Annotated in this window: 13 protein-coding genes; all 13 read left to right on the plus strand. The window is 46.6% G+C overall.

Annotation, left to right across the window (positions count from 1 at the left end; translation table 11 throughout):
* The first annotated feature begins 13 nt into the window (after window positions 1-13).
* The 13 genes from kefG (at window position 14) to rplW (ending at window position 12566) form a co-directional block, all read left to right on the plus strand.
* The gene (gene kefG, locus BS19_RS10420; RefSeq protein ID WP_038175153.1) at window positions 14-604 is read left to right on the plus strand and encodes a glutathione-regulated potassium-efflux system ancillary protein KefG; all 591 of its coding nucleotides are present in this window, start codon (window positions 14-16) and stop codon (window positions 602-604) included.
* Window positions 588-2384 (plus strand): glutathione-regulated potassium-efflux system protein KefB, encoded by a 1797-nt coding sequence (gene kefB / locus BS19_RS10425; protein WP_038175154.1) that lies wholly within the window; start codon window positions 588-590, stop codon window positions 2382-2384. The genes kefG and kefB overlap by 17 nt, the downstream gene beginning before the upstream one ends.
* A 20-nt stretch (window positions 2385-2404) precedes the next feature.
* Window positions 2405-2599: a YheV family putative zinc ribbon protein gene (locus BS19_RS10430; protein ID WP_038175155.1), complete on the plus strand. Its 195-nt coding sequence runs from the start codon at window positions 2405-2407 to the stop codon at window positions 2597-2599.
* Between the two features lie 89 nt (window positions 2600-2688).
* Complete coding sequence (gene slyD / locus BS19_RS10435; protein WP_038175157.1) at window positions 2689-3276, plus strand: peptidylprolyl isomerase; 588 nt, start codon at window positions 2689-2691, stop codon at window positions 3274-3276.
* A gap of 95 nt (window positions 3277-3371) precedes the next feature.
* Window positions 3372-4313 (plus strand): isoaspartyl peptidase/L-asparaginase family protein, encoded by a 942-nt coding sequence (locus tag BS19_RS10440; RefSeq protein ID WP_038175159.1) that lies wholly within the window; start codon window positions 3372-3374, stop codon window positions 4311-4313.
* A 141-nt stretch (window positions 4314-4454) separates the two neighbouring features.
* The gene (locus BS19_RS10445) at window positions 4455-5771 is read left to right on the plus strand and encodes an adenylosuccinate synthase (RefSeq protein ID WP_038175160.1); all 1317 of its coding nucleotides are present in this window, start codon (window positions 4455-4457) and stop codon (window positions 5769-5771) included.
* A 279-nt stretch (window positions 5772-6050) separates the two neighbouring features.
* Window positions 6051-6689, plus strand: coding sequence for a flagellar protein MotX (gene motX, locus BS19_RS10450; protein ID WP_038175162.1), 639 nt, complete (start codon window positions 6051-6053; stop codon window positions 6687-6689).
* A 225-nt stretch (window positions 6690-6914) separates the two neighbouring features.
* Window positions 6915-9377: a ribonuclease R gene (gene rnr / locus BS19_RS10455; RefSeq protein ID WP_038175163.1), complete on the plus strand. Its 2463-nt coding sequence runs from the start codon at window positions 6915-6917 to the stop codon at window positions 9375-9377.
* Window positions 9378-9411: 34 nt separating this feature from the next.
* Window positions 9412-10149: a 23S rRNA (guanosine(2251)-2'-O)-methyltransferase RlmB gene (rlmB, locus tag BS19_RS10460; protein ID WP_038175165.1), complete on the plus strand. Its 738-nt coding sequence runs from the start codon at window positions 9412-9414 to the stop codon at window positions 10147-10149.
* Between the two features lie 542 nt (window positions 10150-10691).
* Complete coding sequence (gene rpsJ, locus BS19_RS10465) at window positions 10692-11003, plus strand: 30S ribosomal protein S10 (RefSeq protein ID WP_004410492.1); 312 nt, start codon at window positions 10692-10694, stop codon at window positions 11001-11003.
* Between the two features lie 14 nt (window positions 11004-11017).
* Entirely contained in the window at window positions 11018-11647 is a 630-nt protein-coding gene (gene rplC / locus BS19_RS10470; RefSeq protein ID WP_038175166.1) for a 50S ribosomal protein L3, read from the plus strand.
* 17 nt (window positions 11648-11664) lie between these two features.
* Window positions 11665-12267 carry a 50S ribosomal protein L4 gene (gene rplD, locus BS19_RS10475; RefSeq protein WP_038175167.1) on the plus strand — a complete coding sequence of 201 codons (603 nt, stop codon included), beginning with the start codon at window positions 11665-11667 and terminating at the stop codon, window positions 12265-12267.
* Window positions 12264-12566, plus strand: a complete 303-nt coding sequence (rplW, locus tag BS19_RS10480) for a 50S ribosomal protein L23 (RefSeq protein WP_038175168.1) — start codon at window positions 12264-12266, stop codon at window positions 12564-12566. Before rplD ends, rplW begins: the two co-directional genes overlap by 4 nt.
* Window positions 12567-12576 lie beyond the last annotated feature (10 nt).

Consider the following 12576-nt stretch of genomic DNA (forward strand, 5'->3'; position numbering starts at 1 on the left):
TGCAGTCGAAGGAATGGAGACGACAGCCGCAAATAAACCGAAAGTGCTAGTGCTTTACGCTCACCCTGAGCCACAGGCGTCGGTTGCTAACCAGATGATGATCAAGAAAATAGAGTCTCTTGAGCATGTTACTGTGCATGACCTCTATGCGCATTACCCCGATTTTTTTATCGATGTTGTCGCCGAGCAAAAGTTGCTTGATGGCCATGACGTGATAGTTTTTCATCACCCTCTCTATATGTATTCCTGCCCCGCGCTGTTGAAAGAGTGGCTCGACAGAGTGCTTGGCAAAGGGTTCGCCTTTGGTAAAGGGGAAGCACTAAAAGGCAAATACTGGCGTAGTGTCATTACTACCGGTGGCAAACAAGAGGCGTTTGGCCGCAGTGGTTATAACCGCTATCCCTTGGCCGAAATTCTGCAACCTTTCGAATTGACTGCAGCGCTATGTCAGATGCATTGGATTGAACCTCTGGTGCTCTATTGGGCGCGCAATGTTGATGAAGTGGAACGTTATCAACACGCGGAGGCTTATCGGCACTGGTTGCTTGACCCATTGGCGGTATTTGAATCGGCACAAGGAGAAGCTCATGGTAGTGGAAAGTAATTTTCTCCAAAGTAGTGTTATTTTTCTCACTGCAGCAGTCGTTGCTGTACCGATAGCTCAGCGTCTCGGTTTGGGCTCGGTGCTCGGTTATTTATTAGCTGGCATCGCAATCGGCCCGTGGGGGCTGGGTTTAATTCGCGATGTGGAGGCGATTCTCCATTTTGCTGAGTTTGGCGTGGTGCTGCTGCTGTTCTTGATTGGTTTGGAGCTTAACCCGAAAAAACTGCTGCAAATGAAGGGGCCTATTTTAGGTTTAGGTGGCGCCCAAGTGGTGATCACCACGTTAGTCCTCGCGAGCATTGCTTATGCCGTCGGGACATCGTGGCAAACCAGCTTAGTGATTGGTATGGGGTTGGCGCTCTCGTCAACGGCGATTGCTTTACGTGTGATTGATGAACAAGGCTTGGCCGGCAGTGAAACGGGTCAGTCAGGCTTTGCGGTGTTGCTGTTCCAAGACATCGCGGTGATCCCAATGTTGGCGGTATTGCCCGTACTGGCGGGGAATACCGCGGGCGATTGGTTAGATGCATTGTGGATGCTAGCTGGGGTTGTCGGTTTACTGTTCGGTGGTCACTTTTTACTGCGCCCGCTGTTTCGCTATGTGGTGCTGAGCGGTGTACGTGAGTTGTTTACCGTGGCGGCGCTGTTATTGGTGATTGGTATCGCTCTGGTGATGGAGCGCATCGGTTTATCAATGGCTTTAGGGACCTTCCTTGCGGGTGTGCTGCTGGCGGAAAGTGAATATCGACACGAGCTTGAAATTGCGATCGAACCGTTCAAAGGGTTATTGCTTGGGCTGTTTTTTATTGCTGTTGGTATGGCGGTCAACTTAGGGTTACTGGCGTTGCAGCCAGTCGCGGTACTGTCAGCGGTCTTTGCTTTGGTCGCAGTGAAAGGCTTTATTCTTTATGTGTTGGCAAGGCTCGCCGGTAGTCGAGACAAAGCTCGTAGCAAAATGGCGGCGATTTTGAGTCAAGGCGGGGAATTTGCCTTTGTGATCTTTACCGCCGCAAGCAGCGAAGGTCTGCTTGATGAGCAACAAACGGCGTTTTTATTGGTTGTGGTCAGCTTGTCGATGGTGACGACGCCACTGCTGTTAATGGCGCAAAGTAAATGGTATGCAAGACGGCTGAACATTGAGACAGAAACACAACTGAAAAGTGATGTTATCAACAAGCAGCCACGCGTGATTATTGCCGGTTTCGGTCGCTTCGGTCAGATCATTGGCCGTTTAATGTACGCCAACAAAATCAAGGTCACGGTATTAGAGAGTGATGCCAGCCAGATTAAGCTGTTACGTAAATACGGCTACAAGGTTTTTTATGGTGATGCGACTCAATTAGACTTGCTGCGTGCGGCGGGTGCTGATAAAGCCGAAGCCATGGTGATTTGTACCGACTCACCAGATGAAATCATGAAAATCATCGAACTGTGTCAAACGCACTTTCCGCAACTTAAATTGCTCGCTCGTGCACGCAGTCGCGTAGAAGCGTATCAGCTGTTAAGCCATGGGGTAGATAATTACTCAAGAGAAACCTTCTTAGGCGCGCTCGACTTAGGTCGTCAGGCATTAGTCAGTATGGGCATGCACCCTTATCAAGCTAAGCGTGCAGAAGCGCACTTCAGAAAATTAGATAATGCGATGCTTAAAGAGTTACTTCCTCAGCATAATGATGATAAACAATTGGCCTCAAGAGCCAAAGAAGCCCGTAAAGAACTAGAAGAGATTTTCGGTCGTGAATTAGAAAGCGATCGACAAGCTAAAAACTTCTGGGATTAGTCCAATAATAGAGTTGTAACATGAAAAAAAGATTTATTGCCGGAGCACGTTGCCCTAAATGTGCAGCACAAGACACCTTACGTTGGTGGATAGAGAATAATATTGAATTAGTTGAGTGTGTTGAGTGTCATCACCAAGACCAACGCACACCGCAAACTGTCGATAAAACCGAACACAGCGGACAAACAATGATCGGGATTTTTAAACCAGATTGATTGTGTTTCTATAAATCATCCCCATAATACCCCGATAGAAAGTTTACAGACCTTAATCAAGTAGGGTCCTAATTCTCCTTGGAGTTAATATGAAAATTGAAAAGAACGTAGTTGTAAGTCTTGCTTACCAAGTAAAACTTGAAGACGGTGCGGTTGTTGATCAATCGACAGTGGACGCGCCACTTGATTACTTGCACGGCAACGACAACCTAATCACAGGTCTTGAAACCGCACTTGAAGGCAAAGAGGCGGGCGAGAAGTTCTCTGTGACTGTTTCTCCTGAAGAAGCGTACGGTGAGCACAACGATGCTCTAGTACAGCGCGTTCCTGCTGAAGTATTCCAAGGCGTTGAAGAAATCGAAGTTGGCATGCGTTTCCTTGCGGATACTGACCAAGGTCCGATCCCTGTTGAAGTAACAGAAGTAGACGGCGATGAAGTGGTTGTCGATGGTAACCACATGCTAGCAGGCCAAACGTTGACGTTTGATGTTGAAGTGATTGCGCTTCGTGAAGCAACAGCAGAAGAGATCGAACACGGCCATGTGCATCAAGCAGGCGGCTGTGGTCACGATCATGACCATGACCACGAAGGTGGCTGTTGTGGTGGCGAAGGCCACGACCATGGTGAAGAGAAAAAAGAAGGCTGCTGCGGTGGCGGTAGCTGCGGCTCTCACTAATCGCTTAGTGAGTGACTGAAAAAGGCGCTTCCTGCTATGCGAGGGGCGCCTTTTTTGTTATTTATGGGTGACGTTTTCCTATCGAGATAGACACTATGACGCAACCTTTTGCCATCGCAATTCATGGCGGCGCAGGGACAATTTTACGTGAGCAGATGAGCGACGAGCTGAAAGCCGCTATTTTAGATGACTTAGAGCAGTCGGTTCGTCGTGGTCATCAGGTGTTAGAGCAGGGCGGTGATGCGTTAGATGCGGTGGTTGCCGCAGTAAAAGTGCTAGAAGACTCGCCCAATTTTAATGCCGGTAAAGGTTCCGTTTTGACCAACAAAGAGATGGTTGAGATGGATGCCTCTGTGATGCATGGCAAAGTGCTTGATGCCGGTGCGGTTGCTGGCGTACGCCATATTAAGAACCCGATTGAACTGGCCCGTGATGTGATGAACCAAAGTCATCATGTGCTACTGATTGGCGAAGGTGCCGAGGCGTTTGCTTTCGAGCACGGTCATGCATTTACAGAGCAAGACTATTTCTTTACTGACCGACGTTATGAGCAACTGCAATCGATGAAACAAAAGGGGTTGTTTGCGCTCTCTGAATCGAAATACCCCGACGACAAAAAGTTTGGTACTGTCGGTGCGGTAGCTCTTGACCAAGATGGTAACCTTGCTGCGGCGACCAGTACTGGTGGCATTACCAATAAGCAATATGGCCGTGTCGGTGACTCAGCCATTATCGGTGCTGGCACTTATGCCGAAAATGGCAATGTGGCGGTGTCGACCACAGGCATGGGCGAATTCTTTATTCGAAAAACGGTGGCGAGCGATGTGGCTGCGCGGATGCGCTATTTACAGCAAGATGTTCATGTAGCAAGTGAAAGTGTTATCCAGGGTGAGCTTAAAGCAATGGGTGGCGAAGGCGGTTTAATCGCGATTGATAGCCAAGGTGAGGTTCACTTTGCGATGAACAGTTCTGGAATGTATCGCGCCTGTATCGATATTGCTGGCAAGCTAAGCATTAAAATTTACGCCGACGAATAGAATAATCGTAGAAAAATTGCGCTTAAATTATGCTAAGTCAATAATTTAGTCTTGACTAGGGTTGGTGTGTTTAAAAAATGACTGCAAGAAGTGTGATTCAGTGCTAGAATCCATTTTTAATTAGCAATCAGAACTGGAAAGATGGGAAATAACGTAGTCGTTCTAGGCACCCAATGGGGTGACGAAGGTAAAGGTAAAATTGTTGACCTTTTAACTGAAGATGCAAAGTATGTGGTTCGCTACCAAGGCGGTCACAACGCAGGTCACACTCTAGTCATTGACGGTGAAAAAACCGTTCTTCATTTAATTCCATCAGGTATCCTGCGCGATAATATCAAATGTATTATCGGTAACGGTGTTGTACTTTCACCTGAAGCGTTAATGAAAGAAATGAAGCCTCTTGAAGAGCGCGGCATTCCAGTACGTGAGCGTCTTTTCATTTCTGAAGCATGTCCACTGATTCTTCCATACCACATTGCGATGGACCAAGCGCGCGAACTTGCTCGTGGTAGCAAAGCAATTGGTACGACTGGTCGCGGTATCGGTCCTGCTTATGAAGATAAAGTTGCTCGTCGCGGTCTACGCGTTGGTGACTTATTCGATATGGAAGCGTTCGCTGAGAAACTTAAAGAAGTGATGGAATACCATAACTTCCAACTAGTGCACTTCTACAAAACTGAGCCAGTAAGTTACGATGACGTTCTAGAGCAAGCCAAAGGTTATGCTGAACTGTTGACTTCAATGGTTATTGACGTGACCGACGAGCTAGATTCAGCACGTAAGCGTGGCGATAAAATCATGTTTGAAGGCGCACAAGGTACGCTTCTTGACATTGACCACGGTACTTACCCGTATGTAACTTCTTCTAACACTACCGCAGGTGGTGTTGCAGCAGGTTCTGGTTTTGGTCCTCGTCATATCGGTTACATCCTTGGCATTGCCAAAGCTTACTGTACTCGTGTTGGTTCAGGTCCATTCCCGACAGAACTCTACGATGGTCTAGACAAGCAAGACCCAGTAGGTAAGCACTTAGGTACTGTTGGTCATGAGTTTGGTGCGACAACAGGTCGTCTACGCCGTACTGGTTGGTTTGATGCCGTAGCGATGCGTCGTGCAATTCAAATCAACTCGCTTTCTGGTTTCTGTCTGACCAAACTTGACGTTCTCGACGGTCTAGAAGAGCTAAAAATCTGTACTGGTTACAAGATGAAAGATGGCTCAATTCTAGAAGTGTCACCAATGGCTGCTGAAGCCTTTGAAGAAGCGACGCCAATTTACGAAACCATGCCTGGTTGGTCTGAAAACACCTTCGGTGCGACGTCAATTGATGCGCTACCAAAAGCGGCACTTGACTACATCAAGCGTATTGAAGATCTGACGGGTGTACCTGTTGATATCATCTCAACGGGCCCAGATCGTAATGAAACAATCATCAAGGTTCATCCATTCGAATCTTAATCTCTGATTGATTTCAAATAGTTATAAAGCCAGCGCTAAGTCGCTGGTTTTTTTATGACCATTTTTCTTGAAATCTCATGCGGTTACGGCAACAATTTGCCATGTGACGGCAATTTTGATTAAAGAGTTAGCAGCCGTTGCCGATACTAGTATCAAGCTTGCCGCTTTAGTGGCAAATCAGGATGCTGCTCAATATTACTCTCAATAAGGGCTGATACGTTTAAGCGTTTATTGAGAGTGGTATCGAGGTATCTTTAGTCGAAGTTAAGAGTGCAGAACATGAAGCTAAGACAGTTAGCAGCTTCGATGGTACTGGCGTTGAGTGCCTCAGTGGTACAGGCGAATACCTTGCCTGAAATCGGTGAGCCTGTACCTATCTATACCGAAGCCGAACTAATTAAACTGATTAATGACAATCAACATCTTGAACGCGTAAAAGCGGACAATTGCCAGTTGATCGAAGACATTGTTGCCCGTGCGACACGCATCAGCTTGCCAGCGTATGAGTTTCTTTACGGTGATATGCTTGCTTGGGGCGTGTGTGTCGATCAAGATGTCGAACTCGGGCTCTATTATATGGAGAATGCTGCGCACCAAGGTTTGCCAGCAGCGCTTGAGCAAATTGGTCGTTATTATTCACGCGGAACGTTAGTCCAACAAGACAAAGAACGCGCGATTCCTTATCTGCGCGAAGCCGCCGCAATGGGTAACCTCAATGCTCGCATTCATCTTGCCGAACTTTTGTTGCGTGACTATGGTAGTCCACTTGATTACGAAGACGCCTATCGTTGGCTTTATAATTCGGTGACGGCTGATCAACGCACGCACAAACGAATCAATGTATTACGCCAAGGTTTAGAGCGCCGAATGCCGCAAAACATCATTGCGCGCGCTAAAAAACGCGACACTTTCTGGTAACACCTTTCGCTAACCATACTGCACTCTGATTAGCGACTCGACTTAATGCCCAACGCGAATGCTGGGCATTTTTGCTTTTCTATTAACACACTTTTCTACCAATAGAATTATGCTAAGTGATGAAAACGATTAAAAATTTCGTTTTTAACTCGACTTACCTGTAGCTTACTCTATGAGTCAGATATACTAGTTTTAACTACCTTCCTTCTACTAATAGGCGTGCCTATGTCAGACAATACCCATAATGACCCATTTGCCGCTCGTGAATCGGAAAATTATGAAAATCCGATCCCGAGCCGAGAATTTATCTTAGAATTTCTAAACCAAGCTGGCGTACCGATGAATCGTAACGATATCTTCGAAGCATTAAAGCTTGAAGGAGAGGAACACTACGAAGGTCTGCGCCGTCGTCTACGCGCCATGGAGCGAGATGGTCAATTAGTCTTTACTCGTCGTCAGTGTTACGCCTTGCCAGAAAAACTAGAGATGGTTAAAGGCTACGTGATTGGTCATAAAGATGGTCATGGCTGGGTTCGTCCAGAAGGAAGTGTCGGCAAAGATAACGATATTGTTTTGCCACACCACCAGATGAAAAACATTATCCATGGTGATTTTGTTTTAGTACAACCGACTGATAATTCTAAGCGTGGCCGTAAGGAAGGTCGACTGGTGCGCGTTTTAGAAGAGCGTCAAACACAAATCGTTGGCCGCTTCTTTATGGAATACGGCTACTCGTATGTTGTGCCAGATGACTCGCGTATTCACCAAGATATTTTGATCCCGAACGATCTCCGCGCCGGTGCGCGTATGGGCAATGTGGTGGTGATTGAAATTACCGACCGTGGTTCACGCTCACGTGGCATGATGGGTAAGGTTATCGAGGTGTTAGGGGAAAACATGGCCCCTGGTATGGAGACGCAGATTGCGATCCGTACTCACCAAATTCCGCATCATTGGCCGGAAGAAGTGACTAAGCAGATTGCCGATTTGGGCGAGGAAGTTCCTGAAGAAGCTAAAGTGGACCGCGTTGATTTACGCCAATTGCCGTTGGTGACTATTGATGGCGAAGATGCGCGCGACTTTGATGATGCGGTCTACTGTGAAGCGAAGAAAGGCGGCGGCTGGCGCCTTTGGGTCGCGATTGCTGATGTAAGCTACTATGTCCGCCCAGGTACAGCGCTCGATAAAGAAGCCATCAACCGTGGTAACTCGGTTTACTTCCCATCACAGGTTGTCCCTATGCTGCCAGAAGTATTGTCGAATGGCCTGTGTTCGTTAAACCCACAAGTTGATCGTCTGTGTATGGTATGTGAAATGACCATCTCAGACAGCGGCAAGCTCTCGGGTTATAAGCACTATGAAGCGGTAATGAATTCGCATGCTCGACTCACTTATAACAAGGTGCATGACATCCTTGAAGGGGATGAAGAACTGCGTAGCCGTTATGAACCCGTGGTACCGCACCTAGAAGAGTTGCACAATATGTACAAGGTGCTGAAAAAAGCACGTGCACATCGAGGTGCAATTGAGTTTGAAACCATCGAAACTAAGTTTATCTTTAATGCTGAGCGTAAAATCGACAGTATTGAACCTGTGATTCGTAACGATGCGCATAAGCTGATTGAAGAATGCATGATCTTAGCCAATATTGCGTCGGCATCTTTGGTCGAGAAAGCCAAAGAACCAGCACTGTTCCGTATTCATGAATCACCCGGTGAACTGCGTTTACAAGGTTTCCGTGACTTCTTAGGCGAGCTGGGTCTGCACCTCAATGGTGGTTTAGAGCCTTCACCAACTGACTATGCCGACCTCATTAAACAGATTGGTGAGCGTGCAGACAAAGAGCTGATCCAAACCATGCTACTGCGTTCGATGAAACAAGCGGTGTATAATGCAGATAACTGTGGTCACTTTGGTTTGGCACTGAAACGCTACGCCCACTTCACATCACCGATTCGTCGTTATCCAGACTTGTTGCTTCACCGTGCAATTAAATATTTGATTGCAAAAGAGCAGGGGCGTAACCAAGATCGTTGGACGCCAACCGGAGGTTACCACTACTCATTTGATGATATGGACTTCTACGGCGAGCAATGTTCGATGACTGAGCGCCGTGCTGATGATGCAACACGTGAAGTGTCGGATTGGCTTAAATGTGAATACATGCAAGATCATGTCGGTGAAGAGCTTGATGGTGTGATTGCCAATGTCACCGGTTTTGGTTTCTTTGTTCGTCTAAGTGAACTGCACATTGATGGCTTAGTGCATATCTCTGCGTTAGACAATGATTACTACCAGTTTGATCCGATTGGACAAAGACTGATTGGCGAAAGCTTTGGTGCTATCTATCGTCTTGGCGATGCGGTCAAAGTTAAAGTGCTGTCCGTCAACTTAGATGATCGTCAAATTGACTTTGAATTAGTTGGAACAAGCCGTAAGCTACGCGGCAAAGGCAAAACAGCCAAAAAACGAGCGGTAGAAGCGCAACTCAAAGCCAAGGAAAAAAAGCGTACGGCGAGCAAAGGAGGCAAAGCGGCCTTAAGAGCTACGCCGGAAGTGGAACCGACTAAACGACCGGATAAAGTCGCAGGTCAAGGTGAAGCGAAAAAGCCCAAGGTCAAAAAAGCGCGCAAGAAGAAACCGCACAGTAAGCCAAAAACAAGCAAACGCAGTCCGGACGACGCGTAATTAGCGGTAGCGAACAACCAATAGGTTTTGATTAATGAGTAACGAATTTATCTACGGCATTCACGCTGTGAAAGCGGTATTAGAACGCGAACCTGAACGCTTTATTGAAGCGTTCGTACTTAAAGGTCGTCAAGATGACCGCTTAATGCCGATTTTAAATGATCTGCAAACGTGTGGTGTGTCGATTCAACAGATGACGCGCAAAACTCTCGACGACAAAGCACGTGGTGCTAATCATCAGGGGATCATGGCGCGAGTTAAACCGGCCAAGCAGCTTAACGAAAACGATCTAGACGACATCATTGCCCAACAAGAATCACCACTTTTGTTGGTGTTAGACGGGGTGACAGACCCACACAATCTCGGTGCGTGTTTACGAAATGCTGATGCGGCGGGAGTCGCGGCGGTAATCGTACCCAAAGATAAGTCAGCCAATATTACTGCCACAGTGAGTAAAGTGGCTTGTGGCGCGGCGGAAACCGTTCCATTGGTGCGTGTGACTAATCTGGCTCGTACTATGCGCGCATTGCAAGAGCAGGGGATTTGGTTTGTCGGAACGGCTGGCGAAGCAACGCACGATATTTATCAAGCTAAGCTGACAGGACCGCTGGCGATTGTCATGGGTGCAGAAGGCGATGGTATGCGCCGTCTTACTCGCGAAACCTGTGATGATTTGATTAAGATCCCGATGTCAGGTTCAGTTTCAAGTTTGAATGTTTCTGTCGCATCGGGCGTGTGTTTGTTCGAAGCGGTACGTCAGCGTATGGCGTAATCGAACGCGACTGCACTTTGATAACGTAAAATAAAACGCAGGTTGCTGACTCAATCTGCGTTTTATTTTTTGTAATAGCAGCACAATTTCTAGTATCAATTTAATCAATCGCAACTGACAACTTAAAGTATATCGAGTTCAAGTTGCCAACTTCTTACCGCTTTTCGGCGTTTATCGTCAAAAGTCGCGCCGTTTATTTTTCATCCGCCCCTTGCAAGTAAAACTGTGATCTGTATAATGCAGCGCACTGGTTAAGCCAGTTGTGAACCAATGAGTAACGAGGAGCTGAATTATCTTTTTGATTTTTCAGGTAATGTAAACTCAGCTTATGTTCGCGGTTAATACAATTAGCTACTTATTCTTCGGAATAACTATTCCCAGAGGTGACTCTGCCACATAGGGGTAGTTGATCGAAAATTAACTGACAATGCGTCCTAATCTTGGATGCTACGGTTTCACATAAATCAATCGGCATTCTCTCGTCTTGACGAGTTTGAGTGGCGATATTGTTTGTGTAATATTTAATTTTGGAGCTCTGTCTCATGCAGAACCAACGTATCCGTATCCGCCTAAAAGCTTTCGATTACAAACTAATCGATGCTTCTACCGCGGAAATCGTTGAAACAGCTAAGCGCACTGGCGCACAGGTTCGTGGTCCAATCCCACTACCTACTCGTAAAGAGCGTTTCACAGTTCTTATCTCTCCGCACGTTAACAAGAAAGCACGTGACCAGTACGAAATTCGTACTCACAAGCGTCTAATCGACATCGTTGAGCCAACAGACAAAACTGTTGATGCTCTAATGCGTCTAGACCTTGCTGCGGGCGTTGACGTTCAAATTAGCCTAGGTTAAGGGAGATTAGAAGAATGATTGGTCTAATCGGTCGTAAAGTGGGCATGACCCGCGTATTTACTGAAGAAGGCGTTTCTATCCCAGTAACTGTTGTTGAGGTTGAAGCTAACCGTGTTTCTCAAGTTAAAACACTTGATACAGACGGCTACGCAGCAATCCAGGTAACTACTGGTGCTAAGAAAGCTAACCGCGTAACTAAGCCAGAAGCAGGTCACTTTGCTAAAGCAGGTGTTGAAGCTGGTCGCGGTCTTTGGGAATTCCGTTTGGAAAACGGCGAAGAGTTCGAAGTTGGTGCTGAACTAACAGTAGAACTATTCAACGAAACTAAGAAAGTAGACGTTACTGGTACATCTAAAGGTAAGGGTTTCCAAGGCGCTATCAAGCGTTGGAACTTCAGTACTCAAGATATGACTCACGGTAACTCATTGTCTCACCGTGCTCCGGGTTCAATTGGCCAATGTCAAACTCCAGGTCGCGTATTTAAAGGCAAGAAAATGGCAGGTCACATGGGTGCTGAGCGTGTAACGACTCAAAACCTAGAGATCGTACGTGTTGACGCTGAGCGCAATCTGCTTCTTATTAAAGGTGCAGTACCAGGCTCAACAGGTGGCAACGTGATCGTTAAACCAGCTGTTAAAGCATAACGTCTCAGGAGTAAGTAATGGAACTAATGGTTAAAGGTGCTGATGCACTAACTGTTTCCGAAACTACTTTCGGACGTGAGTTTAACGAAGCTCTTGTACACCAAGTAGTTGTAGCGTTTGCTGCAGGTGCTCGTCAAGGTACTCGTGCTCAGAAAACACGTTCAGAAGTTTCTGGCGGTGGCGCTAAGCCATGGCGTCAAAAAGGTACTGGCCGTGCGCGCGCTGGTACAATCCGTAGCCCAATCTGGCGTACAGGTGGTGTTACTTTTGCTGCGAAACCACAAGATCACAGCCAAAAAGTAAACAAAAAAATGTACCGTGGTGCTATGAAGAGCATTCTGTCTGAGCTAGTTCGTCAAGAGCGTTTAATCGTTGTTGATAACTTCTCAGTAGAAGGACCAAAAACGAAAGAGCTTGTAGCTAAGCTGAAAGAGCTTGAGCTAACTGATGCGCTTATCGTGACTAGCGAAGTAGATGAGAATCTATTCCTAGCAGCTCGTAACCTATACAAAGTTGACGCTCGTGACGTAGCTGGTATTGATCCAGTTTCACTAATCGCGTTCGACAAAATTGTAATGACTGCTGATGCAGTTAAACAAGTTGAGGAGATGCTAGCATGATCACTGAAGAGCGTATCCTAAAAGTTCTACGTGCACCGCACATCTCTGAAAAAGCGACTATGGCCGCTGAGAAAGCGAACACTATCGTTTTCAAAGTAGCTCAAGATGCTACTAAAAAAGAGATCAAAGCAGCTGTAGAAAAGCTATTTGAAGTTGAAGTTAAGTCAGTAAATACCCTTATCACTAAGGGTAAGACCAAACGTCAAGGTCTACGCCAAGGTCGCCGCAGCGACGTTAAGAAAGCGTACGTTACTTTGAAAGAAGGTCAAGATCTTGACTTCGTTGGCGGCGCGGAATAACAGGAGTAGT

Source organism: Vibrio pacinii DSM 19139 (genome assembly GCF_000711795.1).
Taxonomy (GTDB): domain Bacteria; phylum Pseudomonadota; class Gammaproteobacteria; order Enterobacterales; family Vibrionaceae; genus Vibrio; species Vibrio pacinii.